21 protein-coding genes are annotated in these 21,337 nt (G+C 52.3%); 14 read left to right on the top strand and 7 right to left on the bottom strand.

Annotation, left to right across the window (positions count from 1 at the left end):
* Positions 1-4: 4 nt before the first annotated feature.
* The 9 genes from Hfont_RS14125 to Hfont_RS14085 all read left to right on the top strand — a co-directional run bounded on the left by Hfont_RS14125 (position 5) and on the right by Hfont_RS14085 (position 10,835).
* Entirely contained in the window at positions 5-592 is a 588-nt protein-coding gene (locus Hfont_RS14125; protein ID WP_112993063.1) for a serine acetyltransferase, read from the top strand.
* A complete protein-coding gene (locus Hfont_RS14120) occupies positions 589-1,836 on the top strand; it encodes a glycosyltransferase (protein WP_112993062.1) in 1,248 nt (415 codons plus the stop codon). The genes Hfont_RS14125 and Hfont_RS14120 overlap by 4 nt, the downstream gene beginning before the upstream one ends.
* Positions 1,830-3,017, top strand: a complete 1,188-nt coding sequence (locus tag Hfont_RS14115) for a glycosyltransferase family 2 protein (RefSeq protein ID WP_112993061.1) — start codon at positions 1,830-1,832, stop codon at positions 3,015-3,017. The genes Hfont_RS14120 and Hfont_RS14115 overlap by 7 nt, the downstream gene beginning before the upstream one ends.
* Positions 3,007-4,233 carry a WecB/TagA/CpsF family glycosyltransferase gene (locus Hfont_RS14110; protein WP_112993060.1) on the top strand — a complete coding sequence of 409 codons (1,227 nt, stop codon included), beginning with the start codon at positions 3,007-3,009 and terminating at the stop codon, positions 4,231-4,233. Before Hfont_RS14115 ends, Hfont_RS14110 begins: the two co-directional genes overlap by 11 nt.
* A 235-nt stretch (positions 4,234-4,468) precedes the next feature.
* The gene (gene galE / locus Hfont_RS14105; RefSeq protein WP_112993059.1) at positions 4,469-5,488 is read left to right on the top strand and encodes a UDP-glucose 4-epimerase GalE; all 1,020 of its coding nucleotides are present in this window, start codon (positions 4,469-4,471) and stop codon (positions 5,486-5,488) included.
* A gap of 80 nt (positions 5,489-5,568) precedes the next feature.
* Positions 5,569-6,744 (top strand): nucleotidyltransferase family protein, encoded by a 1,176-nt coding sequence (locus tag Hfont_RS14100; RefSeq protein ID WP_181666463.1) that lies wholly within the window; start codon positions 5,569-5,571, stop codon positions 6,742-6,744.
* On the top strand, positions 6,741-8,159 hold the full coding sequence (locus Hfont_RS14095) for a mannose-1-phosphate guanylyltransferase/mannose-6-phosphate isomerase (protein ID WP_112993058.1): 1,419 nt from the start codon (positions 6,741-6,743) through the stop codon (positions 8,157-8,159). The genes Hfont_RS14100 and Hfont_RS14095 overlap by 4 nt, the downstream gene beginning before the upstream one ends.
* Before the next feature lie 10 nt (positions 8,160-8,169).
* A complete protein-coding gene (locus Hfont_RS14090) occupies positions 8,170-9,393 on the top strand; it encodes a hypothetical protein (protein ID WP_112993170.1) in 1,224 nt (407 codons plus the stop codon).
* On the top strand, positions 9,390-10,835 hold the full coding sequence (locus tag Hfont_RS14085; protein ID WP_112993057.1) for a lipopolysaccharide biosynthesis protein: 1,446 nt from the start codon (positions 9,390-9,392) through the stop codon (positions 10,833-10,835). Before Hfont_RS14090 ends, Hfont_RS14085 begins: the two co-directional genes overlap by 4 nt.
* Before the next feature lie 16 nt (positions 10,836-10,851).
* Here the strand turns inward: Hfont_RS14085 and Hfont_RS14080 are convergent, their stop codons facing one another.
* The 3 genes from Hfont_RS14080 to Hfont_RS14070 all read right to left on the bottom strand — a co-directional run bounded on the left by Hfont_RS14080 (position 10,852) and on the right by Hfont_RS14070 (position 13,231).
* Positions 10,852-11,475, bottom strand: coding sequence for a phosphatase PAP2 family protein (locus Hfont_RS14080; protein ID WP_241523132.1), 624 nt, complete (start codon positions 11,473-11,475; stop codon positions 10,852-10,854).
* Positions 11,476-11,536: 61 nt separating this feature from the next.
* Positions 11,537-12,334, bottom strand: a complete 798-nt coding sequence (lgt, locus tag Hfont_RS14075) for a prolipoprotein diacylglyceryl transferase (RefSeq protein ID WP_112993056.1) — start codon at positions 12,332-12,334, stop codon at positions 11,537-11,539.
* A gap of 3 nt (positions 12,335-12,337) precedes the next feature.
* Entirely contained in the window at positions 12,338-13,231 is an 894-nt protein-coding gene (locus tag Hfont_RS14070) for a LysR family transcriptional regulator (RefSeq protein ID WP_112993055.1), read from the bottom strand.
* A 240-nt stretch (positions 13,232-13,471) separates the two neighbouring features.
* Here Hfont_RS14070 and ilvD point away from each other — a divergent pair, with 240 nt between their 5' ends.
* Positions 13,472-15,145, top strand: coding sequence for a dihydroxy-acid dehydratase (gene ilvD / locus Hfont_RS14065; protein WP_112993054.1), 1,674 nt, complete (start codon positions 13,472-13,474; stop codon positions 15,143-15,145).
* A gap of 106 nt (positions 15,146-15,251) precedes the next feature.
* On the opposite strand, the gene Hfont_RS14060 is transcribed toward ilvD, so the two are convergent.
* The 3 genes from Hfont_RS14060 to Hfont_RS14050 all read right to left on the bottom strand — a co-directional run bounded on the left by Hfont_RS14060 (position 15,252) and on the right by Hfont_RS14050 (position 17,650).
* A complete protein-coding gene (locus Hfont_RS14060; protein WP_112993053.1) occupies positions 15,252-16,301 on the bottom strand; it encodes an asparaginase in 1,050 nt (349 codons plus the stop codon).
* Between the two features lie 231 nt (positions 16,302-16,532).
* Positions 16,533-17,204 (bottom strand): 5,6-dimethylbenzimidazole synthase, encoded by a 672-nt coding sequence (gene bluB, locus Hfont_RS14055; RefSeq protein ID WP_112993052.1) that lies wholly within the window; start codon positions 17,202-17,204, stop codon positions 16,533-16,535.
* 80 nt (positions 17,205-17,284) lie between these two features.
* A complete protein-coding gene (locus tag Hfont_RS14050; protein ID WP_112993051.1) occupies positions 17,285-17,650 on the bottom strand; it encodes a glyoxalase superfamily protein in 366 nt (121 codons plus the stop codon).
* 68 nt (positions 17,651-17,718) lie between these two features.
* Here Hfont_RS14050 and Hfont_RS14045 point away from each other — a divergent pair, with 68 nt between their 5' ends.
* Positions 17,719-18,027, top strand: coding sequence for a hypothetical protein (locus Hfont_RS14045; protein ID WP_133467279.1), 309 nt, complete (start codon positions 17,719-17,721; stop codon positions 18,025-18,027).
* Between the two features lie 30 nt (positions 18,028-18,057).
* On the opposite strand, the gene Hfont_RS14040 is transcribed toward Hfont_RS14045, so the two are convergent.
* Positions 18,058-18,273, bottom strand: coding sequence for a TIGR04438 family Trp-rich protein (locus Hfont_RS14040; RefSeq protein WP_112993049.1), 216 nt, complete (start codon positions 18,271-18,273; stop codon positions 18,058-18,060).
* A 157-nt stretch (positions 18,274-18,430) separates the two neighbouring features.
* On the opposite strand from Hfont_RS14040, the gene Hfont_RS14035 reads away from it, so the two are divergent.
* From Hfont_RS14035 to Hfont_RS14025, 3 genes are all read left to right on the top strand, one after another.
* The gene (locus tag Hfont_RS14035) at positions 18,431-18,739 is read left to right on the top strand and encodes a c-type cytochrome (protein ID WP_112993048.1); all 309 of its coding nucleotides are present in this window, start codon (positions 18,431-18,433) and stop codon (positions 18,737-18,739) included.
* 448 nt (positions 18,740-19,187) lie between these two features.
* Positions 19,188-20,315, top strand: a complete 1,128-nt coding sequence (locus tag Hfont_RS14030) for a branched-chain amino acid ABC transporter substrate-binding protein (protein WP_112993047.1) — start codon at positions 19,188-19,190, stop codon at positions 20,313-20,315.
* A 92-nt stretch (positions 20,316-20,407) separates the two neighbouring features.
* Positions 20,408-21,337: a branched-chain amino acid ABC transporter permease gene (locus tag Hfont_RS14025; RefSeq protein ID WP_112993046.1), complete on the top strand. Its 930-nt coding sequence runs from the start codon at positions 20,408-20,410 to the stop codon at positions 21,335-21,337.

The raw sequence follows: 21,337 nt of genomic DNA, 5'->3' as shown, positions 1-21,337 counted from the left end.
ACACATGAGCCATTTTTCACACGATAGCGATTGGGATGCCGACTTGCAGCGTTATGCGCTGCGCCGCCCATTTCTGAAGGAACAGTCGATCTGGGCAGTGTGGACTTATCGCTTCGGTCGCCGTGTCGATCGTATGCCGGCTGGCTTCGGAAGAAAGTTACTGACGTCTTTTTACTGGCTGTGGTTTCGCCTGGTAGAGACGGCAGTCGGTATCAGCTTGCCGAAGGCTGCGGTGATAGGTCCCGGTTTGCGGATTTGGCATTTCGGCGGCATTTTTTTGCATCCGGAAGTACGTATAGGTGCGAACTGCACTTTACGGCAAGGCGTGACGATAGGGAATCGCATAGCTGACGGCGCTGTACCGGTGATCGGTAACGACGTTGATTTCGGCGCATACGCGCAAGTGCTGGGTGGTGTGCGCATAGGTAACGGCTGCCAGATAGGCGCGATGTCTGTGGTCTTGTGCGACGTGCCGGATGGCGCAACGGCAGTCGGTGTGCCTGCCAGAGTCATTCTGAAAAAAGGTGTCCAGCAGCATGTTGCATTAGCGCCGGAAGAAATGAATAAAGAAAGTAGAGAGGAACTGGTTTGAGCGCATTACGTATAGCCTATCTGATCAATCAGTATCCCAAGGTCAGCCATAGTTTCATACGCAGGGAAATCCTTGCGCTGGAACGGCAAGGCCTGGAGATCAATCGATTTTCCTTGCGCGGTTGGGAAGGTGATCTGGTAGACGCCGAAGATTTTGTCGAGCGTGAGCGTACCCGTTACATCCTGCAGCGTGGCGTGTTCGGTCTGTTGCGTTCTGTGCTCGAGATCAAACTGACTTCGCCTATCCGATACATCAAGGCTTTGGCTTTGGCATTCCGCATGAGTCGTCGCGCAGACAGGCCTTTGCCGTATCACTTGATTTATCTGGCCGAAGCATGTCGCCTTGCCTTGTGGTTGAAGCGCGATGGTGTGACGCATCTTCACGTGCATTTCGGTACCAACTCGGCTGAAGTCGCGATGCTGGCCAGCGAACTGAGTGGCATCCCTTACAGCTTGATGATTCATGGTTCGGAAGAATTCGACAAGCCGGAATTCATAGGTTTACCTGAAAAACTGCGACGCGCCACCTTTGTTGCGGCGATCACTTCTTACTGTCGCAGTCAGTTATATCGCAGCCTGCCATATGCGCAATGGGACAAGGTGCACATCGTGCATTGCGGGCTGGAGCCGGCTTTTTACAATAACGTAGCCATGAATTTGCCTGAACGTCCACGCTTCATCTGCGTCGGTCGTTTGTGCGAACAAAAAGGCCAACAGATATTAATTGAAGCCGCATCCATTCTTGCAAGAAAAGGCATAGCGTTTGAGCTGGTACTGGCGGGTGATGGCGAGATGCGCAAGGAAATCGAAGCGCTGATTGCCAAGCGCAATCTGGAATCGCGTGTGCGCATTACCGGCTGGATCAGCAGCGATCAGGTCAAGCAGGAAATACTGGACTCGCGTGCGATGGTGATGGCGAGTTTTGCCGAAGGCTTGCCGGTCGTGATCATGGAAGCGATGTCTCTGCAGCGGCCGATTCTGAGTACATGGATTACCGGTGTGCCGGAACTGGTGATCGACGGTGAAAACGGCTGGCTTTATCCGCCAGGTTCGGTTGAAGAACTGGCATTGGCGATGGAGCGCTGCCTGGCCGCGTCCGACGAAGAGTTGTCGCGTATGGGACAACTGGCGCGCGCACGCGTCCTCGAACGTCACGATATCGATCATGAAGCAGCTCGGCTGCATAAGCTGTTCCAACAGACGGCACAGGAAGCACGCCAGTTGGTGGAGGCGGCGCAATGGTGAGTTTATTGCATATTGCATTGATCGTCGTGCTGGCATTGGCGGCAATACCGGTTGCCGTCTTGCTGGTGCAGACTTTGGCTGCATTGAGGCAGATGCGCGTGACGTCTATTGCTACCAATTGGCGACCCAGCGTCGCAGTCTTAGTGCCGGCACATAATGAAGCGCAAGGCATCGCCGCTACGATTGCTGCTATACGCGAGCAACTGCGCGATGGCGATCGCATCCTGATCGTTGCAGATAATTGTACGGATGAAACGGTTGCCATGGCACTTGCCGCCGGTGCACCTGTGCTTGAACGCATTAATCTGGAACAGCGTGGCAAGGGTTATGCACTGGATTACGGTGTGCAGCACCTTGCAAACAGCCCGCCGGAAGTCGTGCTCATGATCGATGCCGATTGCCAATTGCTTGAAGGTTCGATAGATAAACTCGCCTGTCTGGCAATGACCACGCAAAGACCGGTGCAGGCGCTGGATCTGATGCAGGCGAAGAAAAATGCCGGCTTGAAAATGCGGATCGCCGAGTTTGCATGGATAGTCAAAAATCATGTGCGTCCACTGGGTTTTCTCAGGCTTGGTTTGCCGTGCCAGTTAATGGGCACCGGGATGGCGTTCCCGTGGAACTTGATAGAGAGCGCCGGATTGGCAAACGGCAATCTGGCGGAAGACATGCAACTGGGGATAGAGATGGCCCGCAAGAATGCGGCGCCGATTTTCTGTCCCGACGCTTGCGTGATCAGTTATTTCCCGGTTGGTGAAGAAGCTGCGCGCATGCAAAGAACGCGTTGGGAACATGGCCACATCAGCATGATCCTGCAGCACGGTTTGCCCTTGCTGATTCAAGGTTTTCGCCGTGGCGATCGCATGTTGATCGCAATGGCACTGGACATGTGCGTACCGCCGGTGGCCTTGTTGACGCTAGTCACCCTTGCCTTGTTTATCGGTGCTGCGATCGCTTGCTTCACGTTCGATTGGATAGGGCCTTTGGTGCTGGCTGGTTTCAATCTGCTGGCATTGACGCTGGCGGTGCTGCTTGCATGGCAGCGTTTCGGCCGACATGTGGTCAGTCTCAACGATCTGTTCTCCACAGTGACTTATGTATTCTGGAAGCTGCCTCTGTATCTGAAGTTCCTTGTCAGTCGCCAGGTCGAATGGGTGAGGGCAAAACGCGATGCAGACTAATTACACATGGCGAGAGCCAGAAGCAGAAATTGGCGCAGAGTTAGAGGACGTTGCGAGCAACACGAGCAGCAAGATCAGCACTGACTTTCAACGCCCTGTTTACTGCATTCTCGGTCTGCCCTTTGACGCGATCGCCATGGAGCAGGCGACTGTAAAAATTATCGATGCAGCACGTAGTCGCCAACGCTGCTTCTTCTCCACGCCGAATCTGAATTTTGCAGTGGCGAGTCTGGCTGGCGGCGAATTTCGCGATTCCGTCATACGCAGCGATCTGTCCGTAGCCGATGGCATGCCGCTGATCTGGATAGGCAAATTACTGGGATTGCCGATCAAAGAGCGTGTTGCCGGCTCGACCTTGTTCGAAGCTTTGCGGAATAGACCGGGAAAAGTGTTGCTGGTCTATTTCTTTGGCGGCCCCGATGGTGTCGCAAAAATCGCAGCAGGAAAACTGAATGCAACTGCATCCGGTTTGGTCTGCGTTGGATATCAGTCACCGGGTTTTGCCAGCGTAGAAGAAATGAGTAGCGATGCTGTCATTAAAGATATCAACGACAGCAAGGCAGATTTTCTGGTGGTCGCATTGGGTGCGAAAAAAGGCCAGGCATGGATAGAACATAATCTGACGCGCTTGCAAGTTCCTGTCGTCAGTCATTTGGGCGCAGTCGTGAATTTTGTCGCAGGCACAGTCAAGCGCGCACCGACGTGGGTAGGCCGGCTCGGTGGTGAATGGTTATGGCGCATCAAGGAAGAACCGGCATTGTGGAAGCGTTACTTCAATGATGGGCTGACGCTGCTCAAGCTGATGGCGCTGCATGTTATTCCGTGTGCAGTCGCTGTGCGTTTGCACAAACGTGACAGCAACGCGGTGGCCAACGCGCGCGTATCGCTGGCAGTGGAAGGAAACAATTGCACGATCATTGCAAGCGGCGCATGGGAGGAAAGTAATCTGCAATCCTTGCGCGAAGTATTTGCCAGTGCGACGGCGGCACCATTTCATATCCGGCTCGACTTCAGAGATGTGACGTATATCGACAGTGCCTGCATAGCATTGTTGATGCTGCTGTTTGGGCATCAATCGAAAATAAGCTGCGCATTCTCCCTATGCAATGTGCAACCTGCGGTGCAACGTTTATTGCATTTGTTTTGTGCCGATTATCTGAATCAGAGTGGCAATGTCGAGCAGCATAAGTCTGTGCGAATGGCGGCGATGCGTTGAGAAAAAACGAGCGCATGACTGCTTATTTTTTCTCTTCAATTACATAAAATATTTCCGAATAAAAATATTTTCTTCCTCTGGAAATTGATGAGGAAAAAATAATTCGCGTATCTAACCGTGAATATTTTACAAGGATACTTTTTGTTACGAATTCCTCTTGTCTAAAAGTGAACTTTGCATCCGTTGATGTCTCTTTGTAAAGGTACGCTCATGGAGCTTCCTGGATAAATTGATCATGAAAATATTGGTAACGGGAGGGGCTGGTTACATAGGCTCACATACATGCGTAGAGCTGATCAATGCCGGTTATCAGGTGGTGGTGGTCGATAATCTTTGTAACAGCAAGGCATCGGTATTGGAACGTGTAGCTGCCATCACCGGCGCGACGATTCCATTCATTCAAGCTGATCTGCGTAATCGCAAATCAATCGAAAAAATATTCGAACAATATAATTTCGATGCAGTCATGCATTTTGCCGGACTGAAGGCAGTCGGAGAATCGGTGATGGAGCCGCTGCGCTATTACGACAACAATGTCGAAGGCAGTCTGGTGCTGTTTCAGGTAATGGCGAAGCACTATGTGACCAACCTGGTCTTCAGTTCATCGGCTACCGTGTACGGCGATCCGGCAACGGTTCCGATACTGGAAGATTTTCCACTGGCGGCAACCAATCCCTACGGCCGCAGCAAACTGATGATAGAAGAAATGCTGCGCGATCTGGCGAATTCCGATCCGGAATGGCACATTGCCTTGCTGCGTTATTTCAATCCGGCCGGCGCGCATGAGAGCGGCTTGATAGGCGAAGACCCCAACGATATTCCCAATAATCTTTTCCCTTACGTGGCGCAGGTTGCATCCGGCCGTCGCGATTTACTGTCGGTGTACGGTGACGATTATCCGACCGATGACGGCACCGGCGTACGCGATTACATCCATGTGGTTGATCTGGCGATTGGCCACGTCAAGACGCTGGAAAAATTGTTGGCCAGCGCAGATGGAGTGCAGGCTTACAACCTCGGCACCGGTTGCGGCAGCAGCGTACTGCAAATGATCAAAGCTTTCGAACGTGCCAGTGGGCGCGCTGTTCCTTATCGCGTGGTGGCGCGCAGACCCGGCGATGTCGCCGTTTGTTACGCCGATGCTTCACTGGCGCAGCGCGAGCTTGGCTGGCATGCGCATCGCACTATCGAACAGATGTGCATCGATACCTGGCGCTGGCAAAGCATGGCGGAAGAGCGCTTTGCCTATGTCTGACGCACATCGTTCATCTTGTTCAGACATTCTCAATTCAAGCATCTTCAATTACGAACTCAAGAAAATCATCCGGGGAAAATATGAAAGCAATGATACTTGCAGCAGGCAAAGGGACCCGCGTCCAGCCACTCACTTATGAATTGCCGAAGCCGATGATTCCAATTCTCGGCAAGCCGGTCATGGAATATCTGGTTGAGCATCTGGTCAAGTACGGCATCACGGAAATCATGGTGAATGTCAGTTATCTGCACCAAAAAATTGAAGACTATTTCGGTGAAGGTCAGCGCTTCGGCGCACAGATCGGCTATTCGTTTGAAGGTTATATGACCGACGATGGTGAAGTCATGCCCAAGCCTATCGGTTCCGCCGGCGGTTTGAAAAAGATCCAGGAATTCGGCGGCTTCTTCGATGAAACCACGCTCGTCATTTGCGGCGATGCCTTGATCGATCTGGATATCAAATCGGCCTTGTTCGAACACAGACAAAAAGGCGCGATGGTCAGCATCATTACGAAGGAAGTGGATAGAGAAAAAACCGTCGATTACGGCATGGTCGTAACAGACGAAGAAGGTCGCGTGCTGTCATTCCAGGAAAAACCGAAGCCGGAAGATGCGCTGTCCAATCTTGCCAGTACCGGTATCTACATTTTCGAGCCGGAAGTTTTGAATTTGATTCCATCCGGTGAAGAGTTCGACATCGGTTCGCAGCTGTTTCCATTATTGGTGGAAAAAGGCGTGCCTTTCTTTGCGCAAAAGCGTTTCTTCAACTGGATAGATATCGGCAACGTCAAGGATTACTGGGCGGTATCGCAAAGCGTGATGCTGGGCGAGATGGCGCACATGACTATGCCGGGCACACAAATCAAGGAAGGTTTGTGGGTAGGCCTCAACACGAATATCGATTGGGAAGGTACGACGATAGAAGGGCCGGTATATCTCGGTTCAGGCAGCACGATAGAAGCCGGAAGCACCATCATCGGACCCACCTGGATAGGCCACGGTAGTCAGATTTGCAGCGGCTCCAAAGTTGAGCGCAGCATACTGTTTGAATACACGCGCGTATCACCACATTCCAGTATGTCGGAACTGGTTGTTTGTACCGAGTACTGCGTCAGCCGTGAAGGCAAGATGCGGCATGTGTCCGATTGTGTTGAAGATTACTGGCGCGATGCACGTGATAGGCGCGGCAAGACGCGTCCTGCGGCTTCATCGGCCGCGCCGGATATCCCGGGACGCAAGCTAGAGGATGCCGCGTGAAGATTTATCCCGTTATTTTGTCCGGCGGTTCCGGCAGCCGCTTGTGGCCGCTGTCACGCGCAGCTTTACCCAAGCAGTTGTTGCCACTGATTACCGAACACACGATGTTGCAGGAAACCGTATTGCGTGTTGCTGATTGGGATGAGATCGCCGCGCCGCTGATTGTCTGTGGTAACGATCATCGATTTTTGGTAGCTGAACAGTTGCGTCAGATCGATGTGACGCCGACTGCGATCTTGCTCGAAGCAGAAGGTCGCAATACTGCGCCGGCAGTTGCAGTAGCGGCGAATTATCTGCTCGCACGGGATCCGGAAGCATTGATGCTGGTATTGCCGGCCGATCATCTGATTCTTGATCCGGATGCATTTCATAATGCCGTCCTGCGTGCGGTAAACGTGCTTGGCACAAACGGATTGGCAACCTTCGGTATCGTGCCTGCCAGTGCAGAAACCGGCTACGGCTATATACGACGTGGTGTCGCGATTGATGAATCCGGCCGTAGTTTTAAAGTAGAACAATTTGTCGAAAAACCGGACTTCGCAACAGCACAAGGTTTTATTGCAGATGAACGTTACTCATGGAATAGCGGCATGTTTCTGTTCCGCGCTGATGCTTATCTGGCAGAGCTGGAACGATTGCAGCCGGAGATGGCGGCGTGCAGCAAAGCCGCGGTGAATGAAGCCTACGGCGATTTGTCTTTCTGCCGTTTGAACGAAGCGGCATATGCGGCATGTCCGGCGCAATCGATAGACTTCGCAGTGATGGAGCATACGCAGCAGGCCATTGTCATCCCGGTGGATATAGGCTGGAGCGATGTCGGTTCCTGGTCGGCCTTGTCCGATATGCAGGATGGCAATGCAGAAGAGAATGTGTTGCAGGGCGATGTGTATACCGACAATGTACAAAACTCCTTGATACGTGCCGAGAGCCGCTTTGTCTCAGTGATAGGTCTGGATAACGTAGTGGTCGTCGAGACCAAGGATGCGGTCCTGATTGTGAATAAAGATCAGGTGCAACGCGTCAAGAACGTCGTCGACTTCCTGAAGCAGAAAGAACGCTGCGAACATTTGAATCACACACGCGTGTATCGACCGTGGGGTTCGTATGAGCCTATAGATGCCGGCGACCGTTTCCAGGTCAAGCGCATCACCGTCGATCCCGGCGAGAAATTATCGCTGCAGATGCATCATCATCGCGCCGAACACTGGGTCGTCGTCACCGGCACCGCGCGCATCACTTGCGGCGAGACCGTCAAGCTGTTGACCGAAAATGAATCGATATACATCCCGATCGGCATGACGCACAGGCTGGAGAACCCCGGCAAGATGCCGCTGCATCTGATTGAAGTGCAATCGGGGGCCTATCTTGGCGAAGATGACATCGTGCGTTTCGATGATGTGTATCAGCGCGCATGAGGGCGTTGTTATGGATTTAAAAGACAATCCCTTTGTCACGTATGACGAAAAATCTACCAAAGAAAAATTGATTGTTCAGTTACACGAACAACGCATAGACGGTCGTGTCACGCGCATTGCGAAATTTGGCGATCAGCAGGTTTGGTGGGAATTGGCAGGCAAGAATGCAAACTTGCCGCCGCCATTAGTCGCGCACGATATGGCGGCGACAGCTTTGGTATTTGTCGCGATGCATAGAGGCCAGGATATGCATATCGATGGACCGGTTACTTTTTCGCTGTTGAAAAATCTGGAAGACTTGATCGCCTGCTGGGTCGCATGGCGACCGGATTTGTATCGACATATCAATGTCAGTGCTGCGCGTGAATTGCCGGATGATGCGATTCGCCTGCCACAGACACCGCAAGCGGTAGCGGCATTTTCCGGCGGGCTGGATGCGTCGTTTACTGCATGGCGACATGTGACCGGCCGTGCGGGACGACGCAGTTATCACTTGCTGGCCGGCGTCTTGATTCAGGGTTTTGATATTGCGTTGAATGCCGATGCGGCGTTTGCGATCACTACGGCTTCGGCTGCTGATTCGCTGCAGTCGATTAATGTGCCTATGGTGACTCTGAAGACAAACTGGCGCGACGTTGCGTGCGTCAATTGGGAAATGGAATTCGGCAACGGCGTCGCTACTTGTCTGCGTAACTGGCAGGGCAGTGCACATGCCGGCCTGGTCGGTTCCGACGAAGATTACACGCGGCTGGTACTGCCGTGGGGCGGCAATCCGATCACGTACTCCATGTTATCCAGCCGCGATTTTCAGATTGTGTATGACGGTGGTGAATTTGCACGTACCGAAAAAGCCGAACGCATACTCGATTGGGAAACCGGTTTGCGCAATCTGCGTGTCTGTTGGGAAGGACCGCTGACAGGTCGTAATTGCGGCCGTTGCGAAAAATGCTTGCGCACCAAACTCAACTTCATGGCAGTCGGTGCCGAGTTGCCGGAGTCGCTGGCCGGTAAGCCCAGTGACGCGCAGATACGTGCATTGCGCGCCGGTAATCACGCACAACTGCTACTGCTGGATGAGATTGTGCAAATTGCCGAAAAGCGCAACATCAATGAACCATGGTTAAGCGCATTGAAGCTGACGATACGCAAGAATCGCTTCCTGAATAAATTCTCCATCTTTGATACGGCCAGGAGAGCACTGGGGAAAATCAAACGTCAACTGGTGTCGCGATGAAGAATATGCGGCGTGTAGTGCCGTGGGCTATCGTCGATAGTCTTGGTGTTGGTCTGCTCGGCTTCCTGACGCTGGCGATCATGACACGCGTACTGACACCGACTGATTTCGGTAGCGTGGCGTTTGCGCAGGCGATTGTTTTGATGACGCAACTGGTGATTTCGCTGGGCATCAATGAAGCATTGATCCAGCGCCGGCCTATCGACATGCTGCACATCGATAGCGCGTTCTGGGGATCTGTTTGTCTGGGTATTGCCGGCTTTCTTTTCTGCGTTGGCATCGGCGTGTATTTCATTTACTTCATGGAGCAGACGCTGGTGGGGACGATCCTGATCGTCGAGGGCACTGCCTGCCTGTTTACCGGATTAAACCTGTTGCCATCGGCGATGCTGGATCGCAAGCTGCGTACCAAGGCGATTGCCAGGCGCACGGTGGCTGGCAGGTTGAGTTATTGCCTGGTTGCGATCGGATTGGCGGCTGCGCATTTTGGCGTATGGAGCATCGTGATCGCCGGCGTTGTGCAGAATATTATTCTGACGATTATCTTCTGGCGTGGCCAGCTACGTTGGCCGCAGCGGCGCTTTTCTATGCCGCATGCGCGGCAGCTGGTCGCATTTGGTTTTCCGGTGATGCTGGAAGGAGCTTTGTGGGCTTTTCTGACGCGCGGCTTCAATCTGCTGATTGGCGCTATCCACGGCTTGAATGTGCTGGGTCTGGTCAGCGTCGCATTCAAGGCAACGGATGCCTTGTCGAATATTGTCGGTAGTGTGGCTGGTCGGATCGGGCTGCCGCTGTTTTCATCGATGCAGCAGGATAGAGAACGCCTGCAGCGTTCTTTCATGCAGGTTACGCAGGTAATGGCCTTTGTTTCGACGCCGATTTTTGTCGGACTTGCCTTGACCGCGCAGCTATGGGTGCCGCTCTTGCTTGGCGATAAATGGCCGGAAGCGATTCCGATGATTGTCGTCCTGTGTCTGGTCTGGGTGACCAGCTTTACACGTGTTTTTGTCAGCCCCTACCTGCGCGCGCTCGGTCATCCGCGTGCCTTGTTGTTGCCAGGACTATGTGCGAGCGTGTGTACGATAGCGGTCGTTTTTCTGACCGAAAATCATGCGCCCATCTACATCATTCTCGCGTGGTCGTGCCGCGTGGCCGTGACTTATCCGTTAGGGCTTTATCTGTTGCGTAAATATGCAGGCATTTCCTACACACAGCAGTTACGGCCTTTGGCCATGCCCTTCTTTTGCGCAGCGGTGATGGCGTTATGCGTCATGGCTGCACAGCTGGGTGTTGCGCATGCAGGATGGTCGAAATTGCCGCTCCTGCTGATGTCCATGCTGGTTGGCGCTACCAGTTATGCGGCAGTTGTCTTGCTGGTGTATCGCAAGGCATTGCCGGATCTGTTGTCGAACTGGCGCGGCACTGCATTGAAGAGTCGCTAAACTGGGTGCTTTCAGTTTAGCGATATTCAGTCGTCACCGATTCAAGATTGGTTGTCTGTGCGGGCCGTTCTTTGCCGGATAGATAATAGGCAACGCTCTCCATCCATGACTCTGTTGGTGCCGGTTTCAAAGTAAGAACCGGTAACAAGGCGATCACACCAATTATTAATAGCTTGCGATCAAAGACGATAGGTCTATTCCGTATCAGCCACGCAAAACTCAGACTGACGATAGCGCCCAATATACAGCCGCTGATTACTTCAGAAATCGAATGTACATGAATTGCCAGACGTGAAATGCCGATGGCGATGCCGAAGACTAGTCCAGCGAGTAAACCGATTTGTTGTAATTGACGTGTTTGTTTTTGCAGCAGAATCGCCATCAAGGCCGGTGCAATCGCGGTAGCGCGCATCGCATGGCCGCTGATGCCGGTGAAATCAAGCGCCGCTATGCCTGCACCCCAACCGATATAGGCAATCTTGGTTGCGACCACCAGCACGATTCCAGAGCCGAACAAAAAGCTCCACTGAAAAAATGGCTTCCATGCACGTGCGCCAGCCAGCCAAAATGACAGCAAGGCAGCCAGTGGCATCGTGAAGTTACTGTCAGCGAGTTTGGTAAAGGCAGCCCAGAAAATCATCTTGGCTGTCCTTCACGGAATATTTGTATTGAGGTTTTTATAGGCGTACTTGTCTGCATCCTCATGCAGCTTTCTTCCGGTAGGCGAGTATCAACATGACGATACCCAAGGCGATTAATGGCACCGACAACATCTGTCCGGCAGAAATCGTGATGCTGGCGAAATGCACTTCGTAATCCGGCATGCGGAAGTATTCAGTGAAGAAGCGTGCAGAACCATACAGCAGCGCGAACATGCCACCCACTGCCATGCGCGGACGCGCTTTGCGCGAAAAGATCCACAGCAGGATGAACATCAGCAAGCCATCGACCAGTGCCTGATACAGCGGTGAAGGATGACGCGGCAGGTTATCTACATTCGGCCAGATCATTGCCCACGGCAGCGATGCATCGGCAACGCGACCCGGCAATTCGGCATTAATGAAATTGCCGAGGCGACCGAAGGCATAACCCAGTGGGACCATGGGTGCGATGAAATCCCATACGTCGAGTACATTGCGACCCTGCTTGCGCGCCCAGATACTCATCGCAAACAACACGCCGAGGAAGCCGCCGTGGAAGGACATGCCGCCTTTCCATACCTTGAAAATTTCCAGCGGATGCGAGAAGTAATAGGCCGGGTCGTAAAAAATCACTTCACCCAAACGACCGCCTATGATGACGCCGAGCACGCCATAGAACAGCATGTCATCGATGTCTTCCTTCTTCCAGCCGGCGCTGGCTATGTGCGGTTGCTTGATCCGTATGCGCGCCAGCCAGATGAATTGCGCAAATGCGGCGAGGTACATCAAACCGTACCAGCGTATCGCGAGGGGACCGATAGCGATTGCAACCGGATCGGGCATAGGGTGTATCCACATAATCTATTTCTTTCGCAACAATTCTAGAAAAGCATTCAGCACCGGCGAGGCATTATCGCGTCGCCATGCGAGGCCGGTTTCGACCAGCGGCGTTTTATTCGCCAGCGGTTTGTAGTCGACACCAGGCCGTTTTAAATTCGATACGGATTGTGGCACAAGCGCGATCCCCATGCCGGCAGACACCAAACCTATGATGGTTTGCATCTGGATTGCTTCCTGTCCGATATGCGGTGTCAGGCCGGCATCGCGGTAGCAAGCCAGAATCGCATCGTGGAAGGCGGGAGCAATACGTCGCGGGAAAATTATCAGCGGTAATTCAGCCAGTGCCTGAAGAGCCACGCTCTGCTTGCCGCGTAGCGCCTTCAATCCTTTAGGTGCAGCAAGTATCAAAGGTTCCGACAAGACCGGTAAATAATCCAGTTGCAATTTTGCCTTGTCTGGTATTGGTGGAATCAACAGGCCGACATCAATACGGCCCTGCATCAGATCATCCAGTTGCACGTCAGTCGTCGCTTCACGCAAATCGATCTCGACACCGGGATAGGCTTCGCGGAATTCACGCAGGAAGGGCGGCAGCACACTGTAATCGGCGGTCGACACAAATGCCAGCGACAAGCGACCCGATGTACCGGATGCAGCGCGACGCATCAGATCAGGTAGCGCCGCTGTTTGCTGCAGGATGCGTTGCGCTTCCGGCAACAGTGCTATCCCGGCTGGCGTTAACGCGACGCTACGACTGGTGCGGCGAAAAAGCTGCACGCCCAGCATCGCTTCCAGCGACTGGATCGCTTGCGAGAGCGGCGGTTGCGTCATGTGCAGCCGTATTGCCGCGCGGCCGAAATGCATTTCTTCGGCGACGGTGACAAAATAGCGTAATTGTCTGAGCTCGATATTCATGGCCTTGTGCCGGAGTTATTCAGTGATGCTCAATGTTGGTCAGGGATCTGATCATGGCTGCAATTTACCCGCAATCAATATCTCATACATATTGATTGCGATGGAATCATATATTTGACACATGGCCTAACGCAAGGCAATCTAGGCGCTCTTTTCAAGGATTTGCCCTGTTACCGGGCAGGCAATCGCTGCAGCCCTTATTGCAGCGTACTACCGATTTGCATTCTTTCTGGAGTCATCATGGCATTCAATCGCCGCTCGAAAAACATCACGCAAGGCGTGTCCCGCAGCCCTAACCGTTCCATGTATTACGCCATGGGTTACGAAAAAGCCGATTTCGACAAGCCTATGGTCGGTATCGCCAACGGTCACTCGACGATTACGCCATGTAACTCCGGTCTGCAAAAACTGGCCGATATCGCGATCAAGACCGTCAAGGACGCAGGCGGCAATCCGCAAGTGTTCGGTACGCCAACGATTTCCGACGGTATGTCCATGGGCACCGAAGGCATGAAGTATTCGCTGATCTCGCGCGAAGTCATTGCCGACTGTATCGAAACCGCAGTCAACGGCCAATGGATGGATGGCGTGCTGGTCATCGGTGGCTGCGACAAGAACATGCCAGGCGGCATGATTGCGATGTTGCGCACCAACGTTCCAAGTATTTATGTGTACGGCGGCACCATCAAACCGGGTAACTGGAAAGGCAAAGACCTGACCATCGTTTCCGCATTTGAAGCGGTTGGTGAATTCACTGCCGGTCGCATGTCGCAAGAAGATTTCGACGGCATCGAACGCAACGCCTGCCCATCGTCCGGTTCGTGCGGCGGTATGTACACAGCGAATACCATGTCATCTTCATTCGAAGCTTTGGGTCTGGCCTTGCCATACTCGTCGACGATGGCGAATCCTGATGATGAAAAAGTCGGCTCCGCAGCAGAATCCGCGCGTGTGCTGATCGAAGCAATCAAGAACGATTTGAAACCGCGCGACATCGTGACACGCAAGGCGATCGAAAACGCAGTGGCCGTCATCATGGCAACCGGCGGTTCGACCAATGCCGTGTTGCACTTCCTGGCGATTGCACATGCAGCAGAAATCGACTGGACCATCGACGACTTCGAACGCATGCGTAAAAAAGTCCCTGTCATCTGCGATCTGAAACCATCCGGCAAATACGTTGCAACCGATCTGCATAAAGCGGGCGGCATTCCGCAAGTGATGAAGGTATTGCTGGATGCAGGTCTGTTGCACGGCGATTGCATGACGATCACCGGTCAAACCGTGGCAGAAGCATTGGCGCACATCCCATCGGTACCAAGTGCATCACAAGACGTGATTCACACCATCGACAAAGCTTTGTACGCGCAAGGTCACCTCGCGATTCTGAAGGGCAATCTGTCGCCAGAAGGTTGCGTAGCAAAAATCACCGGTTTGAAAAACCCCGTGATCACCGGACCTGCACGCGTATTCGACGACGAATACTCGGCGATGGACGCGATCATGGCGAACAAGATTGTTGCTGGCGATGTGCTCGTCATGCGCTACCTCGGACCAAAAGGCGGCCCGGGTATGCCGGAAATGCTGGCGCCAACCTCAGCACTGGTCGGTCAGGGTTTGGGTGAGTCAGTGGGCTTGATTACAGACGGTCGTTTCTCAGGCGGTACCTGGGGCATGGTCGTTGGTCATGTATCGCCAGAAGCATTCGTCGGCGGCCTGATCGGTCTGGTCGAAGAAGGCGACTCCGTCACCATCGATGCGCACAAATTGTTGATTCAGTTGAATGTGCCGGAAGAAGAAATCGCACGCCGTCGCGCCAACTGGAAACAACCAGCACCGCGTTACACACGTGGTGTGTTGGCGAAGTACGCAGCGCTGGCATCGACTGCGAGTAAAGGCGCAGTCACCGGCTGATGCTGTTTCGCCGAATGAAAAAAGCCGGATTTTTATCCGGCTTTTTTATTTTTAAAGCATGCGTATCGAACACAACTCAAGTTGAATTCAGCCAACATCAAAAAGCTTATCGAGCGAATGTCGCTTGCAGATCGCTTTGGCTGCTCACGCCATTTTGCAAGGACAGCATTAACAGAATGCGTGCTTTCGCTGGTTTCAAATCGTCGGCCATTACTGCGCCGGCTTCGAACGAAGTTTTGCCACCACCTTCAAAACCATAGCTAGGCAAGACGCGACCATTGTGTACGCGGGTCGAGACGACGACTGCGACGTTTTTCGAGATCGCATACTTTACTGCATTCAACATCGCCACATTCATGTTGCCCATGCCGAGTGCCTGCACGACGATGCCTTTGACACCACGATCGACTGCATTACGCAGAGCTGCACCGTCAGCGCCGCCATACATCGCAATGATTTCGACCTCCGGCATTTTGTCCGTACGAATCGGGATGTATTGGCGACGCAATTGAGTGTATGAGAAGGTCACGCGATCTGGATACACTTCACCCAAAAATCCATAATCACCCGACTTGAATGTTTCTACATTGGCTGTGTGGGTTTTCGTGACATAGCGTGCTGCATTGATTTGATTATTCATTGCCAGCATTGCGCCTTTGTCCCTGGCTTGCGGATCAACAGCGATGCGTACTGCATTCAACAAATTGCGCGGGCCATCAAAATCTGAAACCGAGGCATTGCGTTGCGCGCCTATCAAGACTATCGGTTTGCTTGATTGCACGGTCAGGTCCAGCCAGTAGGCGGTTTCTTCCAGCGTATCGGTGCCGTGGGAGACGATCACGCCAGCCACTTCCTTGCGATCCAACGCTGCCTGCACTGCTTTCGTCAATGTCACCCAGCGCGCCGGGTCCATGTAATCGGATGGAACATTCGAAAGATTGTTTACTTCGATGGACGCATACTTTGCAACATCGGGTACGGTTGCCAGCAGATCATCGCCAGAGATAGCCGGCACAGGCGCATTCTTTACAGGGTCTATCTTCATCGCAATCGTGCCGCCGGTTGCGATGAACTGCACGACGGGTTTGCTTTGAGAGAAGGCGGGGACGGCGGCTAATAACAGGAGGCTGAATACTGCTTTTTTCAATGTTGTCATTATTTGTCTCACTCAGTTGGTTTCAGAAGTCTCATCTAATAATTATGTAGTGCCGTATTCAGTGCGCTTAATTAAAACGAACTTGAATACTGCAAACTACTTTTAGCATAAATGATATTGCTCTGCTGAGAAGTGAGGACGTGAACCCGGACACTTGATGAAGTCATGCCGTATCCGACTTCATCAAAAAGACATGCGACTTCTTACTCCGAGGAAGAGATGTTTATGGAATCAGAGAATGGGTTTAGTGCCAGCCTCATTTGCATCCCATGAATTTTCATAGAAAATCTCGCTGATTGCTTTCCGCTTATCCCATTCTTCGATTTCCAGCATCGGAGCAGGGTAAAAATCTTTTACGTGGCCCAGGCACAAGATGGCGATCGCCTGGCTTCCTTCAGGCATCTGGCAAAGATGGCGAATTGCTTCCGGATCAAACAAGGATACCCAACCAAGTCCGATACCTTCTGCTCGGGCTGCCAGCCACATATTCTGTATCGCGCAACTCGCCGAAGCCAGATCCATTTCCGGCATGGTGCGACGACCAAAAATATACTTTTCCCTGTGATCGGTTAAGCCGACAACCAGCACTTCTGCGCAGGAAAGTATTCCTTCCACTTTCAGTCGCATAAATTCACTGGAGCGTTCACCGAGTGCATCCGCTGTGGCAATTCGTTCTTCATCAACATGCTTGTGCATGGCTATTCGTAATTGCGGATCAGTGATGCGTATGAATCGCCATGGCTGCATCAGGCCAACACTAGGTGCGCTATGTGCCGCCTGGATGAAACGCTGCAATTGACCTTCTTCCAACGGTGTCGAAAGAAAATGACGCATATCGCGGCGTTCTCGAATTACTTTATAGACTGCGGCAATTTCTTCAGGTGAAAACTTGTTTGAATCCATGACTTTCTTTATATCGCATGTCTGCGCTGATAACTATGTGTGCAAGAGATACGTAGACAGCAGTCTTTGTGTACTAACTATTAATCTCCGGACAATTCACAGAAGCGTAGACGATTGCCGAAGGGATCCATGATTTGCATTATTCGTCCCCAGTCGACTGTTTCGATGCCGGGCTTCGCGTATTTGTACTCTTTCGCGTGCAGTTCCTGTTGCAGCGCATCGATGTTCTCGACAGGGATGAAGATTGCAGAGCCTGGTGTTGCATCGCCATGGTGTTCGCTCAAATGCAAGGTCAATCCCGAGCGAGTCACTTGTGCATACAAGGGAAAATTTTCTTCGAAGCGATGTTCCCATTCCAGCGTAAAACCGAGAAAGTCGAGATAGAACTCTTTCGCCTTGTCTACGGAGAAAATACGAATGATGGGGATGCCTGCGGATAATTTCATAGGGTTTTAATCAAGTTCGCGTGATGACCGATGATATCTGTATAGTGGCTGACCGAATCAAGGAAACCATGAAAACAATCATCGCATCACTAGTGTTCGCACTCGCCTCTACGACGGCTTATGCCAATGCCGACATGGATAGACAATCGTACTGTTCTAATTATGCGTCCATGCTCAAATCAATTGCAGCGTGGCGCGATCAGGGGATGTCGCCTGAAAAAACGCTGGAGTTGATGCGTGGCGTGAAAGGGGTTTCCTTGCAGGAAAAAAAGGATGCCATCAACGCCGTTTATTTCGACAAGTCGCTCGCAAATTCAAGAGGAACAGAGTTCGGCAATCAAGCGCGTTCGAATTGTCTGGCTGAAAAGTCCAAATAACGATTTGCCGCATGCAGGAAAAGCACGGCTTTATTTGAAGGTCTTTTTCACCCGGTCCTTGCGTGCTTTTTCCAGTTGTTCGTGCGCTTTGCGCTTGTCTAGTCCCAGCATTCTTTCGCCGAACTCAAACCAGAGAAAGGCGATGGCGAACAGGCCGACTATCCACCACCAGGACAGGTTTTCCAGCGGGCCGAATTCAAAGTACTTTAAAGCCGACAATAATACGATGATGATAATGAGGGGCATGGCTTCTCCTTGTTCGCTGCAGGATATTGTGAATAAGTGTAACGGTCAATTGCTGTCGTCAACTGTGCTGTTGCTGATACGTTGTACCCTTGTAAGGCGAACTTTCGCGTGAGTTAAACGCGGTAGAATAGTCGCGATCAATCTTGTGGAGAGAAACATGAAGCGTACTTTGTTATTAGGTTTGTTTCTGGTTGCAGGCGTGTCGAATGGCGCGCTGGCAAATGCCGATCTGGCAAAAGCAAAGAATTGCATGGCTTGCCATTCAGTAAACAACAAGGTACTGGGCCCGGCCTTCAAGGATATCGGCGCTAAATATGCCGGTCAAAAAGGTGCAGAAGACAAGCTGGTGCAAAAAGTGATGAAGGGCGGTAGCGGCGTGTGGGGCACAGTGCCTATGCCAGCCAATGCTCAGGTCAGCGAAGCGGAAGCGCACACCCTGGTTAAATGGATACTGACGCTGAAATAAGTGTCGCTAAAATACAATATGTGAAAATAAAAAAAGCGCTCTTCGGAGCGCTTTTTTATCGCCGGCAGATTGTCACTTGAACAATATTGGCGTGCTCTGAGCACCCTTTGGAAATCGGCTTTCCTCTATTCCCTTTTCGGTTTTAGATATTTTAAAAATCCCGTATCTAGTGCATGACTGCGCCAATTTGGCGCCATCTGCGAGACAGATTCCACGCTTGGACAAGGGTCGACATTATCTTGCACCACCAGATACCTGACTTCAGGAAAATGTCTCAAATTCCGATTGGCATGGCTTTTGCTGAACAATATTCCAGCTACTTGAATTGCGAATGTTTTGCTGATATTAATATTCAAGTAACTTGAATCGTTACCGTCCATCCATTCTAAAGGGGATAAATGTGGTTAATACCAAGACAGTATTAAAGACAGCTGCACTGTGTGCCGCCATGGGCATGAGCTTGCTGGGAGCATCGGCTTCTGCCAAAGATGTTGTGAAGATCGCGTTTGTCGGCCCGCTGACTGGCGGCACGTCTTCCATCGGTTTGGGCGGGCGTAATTCAGCGGATCTGGCAGTGCGTCTGCGAAATGCAGATCCCAAAGCCAAGTACACCTATGAATTGGTGGTGCAGGATGATGAATGTCGCCCGAATGTCGGTGTGCAAGTGGCGACCAAAATCGCGGCTGATAAAAACATCATCGCCGGCGTCACGCATTTCTGTTCTGCAGTCGCGATGGGTACGGTAAGCGTGTATAACCGCTTCGGCTTGCCAGTGGTTGTGTGGGGTGCCGTGCTGCCGGAAATCACTTACGGCAATAACTTCAAGGAAGTACATCGCGTCAACGGCACGATGATCAATCAAAGCGAAGTGGCTGCCAAGTTCATGGCGGATCAGGGCTACAAGAAATTTGCCATCATTCATGACACGACCGACTACGGCAAAGGCCATAACAAGTATTTTTCGGAATTCCTGAAAAAGAATGGTGCCACCGTACTGGGTACATTTGGCGTGACTGCAGATCAGCAGGATTTCAGCACCGAGCTGACCAAGATACGTGAATTGAAATCAGATGTTGTCTACTTCGGTGGCCTGACCCCACTGGGCGTGCGCATCCGTACGCAAATGGAAAAGCTCGGTATCAAGGCGCAGTTTGAAGGCACCTCCGGCATCAAGTCGGATGCATACATTCAAGGCGTGGGTGAGAAACTGGCCGAAGGATCGCTGGCCTTCCTCGAAGGTGCCCCGTGGGAAAAAATTCCTGGTGGCTTGTTCTTTACCGCGCAATATCAAAAGCAAAAATACAGCGAACCGCCTGAAGCGTATGGCACGTTCTCCTATGCTGCTGCCAATTTGATTATGGATGCAGTGGAGAAGGTCGGCCCGGACCGCAAAAAAGTACGCGATGTGCTGAACAACACCAAGAACGCCGATACCTTGATCGGCAAGGTGACCTTCGATGATCACCGTCAAAACATTGTGCCGCTGGTGACCAAGTATGTGGTCGAGGATGGCAAGTGGGCGATCTGGGAAGACAGCAGCTATGCCAGCGGCAAGCGCAAATTAGCCGGCAAGTAATCGTCTGCCAAATAAGGCGGATGTGAAGTAGGCACGAAGCTGCAGGCCGGGCGCCCGGCCTGCAGCAAGATTGGATACAAACGGAGAGAGCGATGAGTGTAATCAGCCAATATATTTTCAACGGACTGATGCTGGGCATGATTTACGCCATGGTCGCAGTCGGTTTCACCTTGTTTTTTGGCGTGCTGGATGTCATCAAGTTTTCGCACGGCGATACCTTGATGGTCGGTGCGTTTGCAGGCCTTAGCGCATCGACGGGCGTGATGATGCTGGACATAGGTTCTCCGTGGATACGCTTGCTGGCAGTTGTGCTGGCGGCAGTATGTGTAACAGGTTTGCTGGGCGCGGCGATTGCCAAATGGCTGGTGCTGCCGCTGCGTAAAGCGCCGGCACTCAATACGCTGCTGGCGACCCTGATGCTGGGTACGGTCATGCGCGAAGCAGTGCGCTTGTTCTATCCGGACGGCTCGAATTCACAGCCATTTCCTTCCCTGCTGCCGACGGATGCCATCGATATCGGCGGCTTCGCTTTACGTGCAGACAATGTGATTCTTTTGTTGAGCGGTCTGGCAGTCATTGCAGGCGTGCACTTTCTGATCACACGCACCCGCCTTGGCATGGCAATCCGCGCCGTGGCGCAGGACGGTGAAACAGCACGCCTGATGGGCATCAATTTTGAAGCCGTAGTGTTGCTGACTTTCGCACTCGGTTCTGCGATGGCTGCTTTGGCTGGCGTCATGAACGGCCTGTATTACAACGAGATCAACTTCAACGTCGGTTTGCTGTTGGGCGTGATCGGCTTTGCGGCAGCGATACTCGGCGGCCTGGGAAATATTTACGGAGCGATCATCGGCGGCTTCCTGTTCGCCGGCCTGCAGGTATTGGGTAGTGCAACGCTGCCGGCACTGATCCCGAATATCCCGAGCGCCTACAAGGACGTCTTCGCATTTGCAGTCGTCATTATTTTGATGGCATGGAAACCAACCGGGCTGATAGCCGAAAAATCTAGCGAACGGGTCTGA

It is taken from the genome of Herminiimonas fonticola (genome assembly GCF_003293745.1).
Taxonomy (GTDB): domain Bacteria; phylum Pseudomonadota; class Gammaproteobacteria; order Burkholderiales; family Burkholderiaceae_D; genus Oxalicibacterium; species Oxalicibacterium fonticola.
This window is presented reverse-complemented; position numbering and strand designations above follow the sequence as displayed.

Coding starts and splice junctions, on each gene's coding strand:
- Hfont_RS14035 (WP_112993048.1), top strand. CDS start 18,431: ATGAAGCGTACTTTGTTATTAGGTTTGTTTCTGGTTGCAGGCGTGTCG.
- ilvD (WP_112993054.1), top strand. CDS start 13,472: ATGGCATTCAATCGCCGCTCGAAAAACATCACGCAAGGCGTGTCCCGC.
- Hfont_RS14025 (WP_112993046.1), top strand. CDS start 20,408: ATGAGTGTAATCAGCCAATATATTTTCAACGGACTGATGCTGGGCATG.
- Hfont_RS14060 (WP_112993053.1), bottom strand. CDS start 16,301: ATGACAACATTGAAAAAAGCAGTATTCAGCCTCCTGTTATTAGCCGCC.
- Hfont_RS14090 (WP_112993170.1), top strand. CDS start 8,170: ATGGATTTAAAAGACAATCCCTTTGTCACGTATGACGAAAAATCTACC.
- Hfont_RS14045 (WP_133467279.1), top strand. CDS start 17,719: ATGAAAACAATCATCGCATCACTAGTGTTCGCACTCGCCTCTACGACG.
- Hfont_RS14040 (WP_112993049.1), bottom strand. CDS start 18,273: ATGCCCCTCATTATCATCATCGTATTATTGTCGGCTTTAAAGTACTTT.
- Hfont_RS14085 (WP_112993057.1), top strand. CDS start 9,390: ATGAAGAATATGCGGCGTGTAGTGCCGTGGGCTATCGTCGATAGTCTT.
- galE (WP_112993059.1), top strand. CDS start 4,469: ATGAAAATATTGGTAACGGGAGGGGCTGGTTACATAGGCTCACATACA.
- bluB (WP_112993052.1), bottom strand. CDS start 17,204: ATGGATTCAAACAAGTTTTCACCTGAAGAAATTGCCGCAGTCTATAAA.
- Hfont_RS14110 (WP_112993060.1), top strand. CDS start 3,007: ATGCAGACTAATTACACATGGCGAGAGCCAGAAGCAGAAATTGGCGCA.
- Hfont_RS14030 (WP_112993047.1), top strand. CDS start 19,188: ATGGGCATGAGCTTGCTGGGAGCATCGGCTTCTGCCAAAGATGTTGTG.
- lgt (WP_112993056.1), bottom strand. CDS start 12,334: ATGTGGATACACCCTATGCCCGATCCGGTTGCAATCGCTATCGGTCCC.
- Hfont_RS14100 (WP_181666463.1), top strand. CDS start 5,569: ATGAAAGCAATGATACTTGCAGCAGGCAAAGGGACCCGCGTCCAGCCA.
- Hfont_RS14050 (WP_112993051.1), bottom strand. CDS start 17,650: ATGAAATTATCCGCAGGCATCCCCATCATTCGTATTTTCTCCGTAGAC.
- Hfont_RS14115 (WP_112993061.1), top strand. CDS start 1,830: ATGGTGAGTTTATTGCATATTGCATTGATCGTCGTGCTGGCATTGGCG.
- Hfont_RS14070 (WP_112993055.1), bottom strand. CDS start 13,231: ATGAATATCGAGCTCAGACAATTACGCTATTTTGTCACCGTCGCCGAA.
- Hfont_RS14080 (WP_241523132.1), bottom strand. CDS start 11,475: ATGATTTTCTGGGCTGCCTTTACCAAACTCGCTGACAGTAACTTCACG.
- Hfont_RS14125 (WP_112993063.1), top strand. CDS start 5: ATGAGCCATTTTTCACACGATAGCGATTGGGATGCCGACTTGCAGCGT.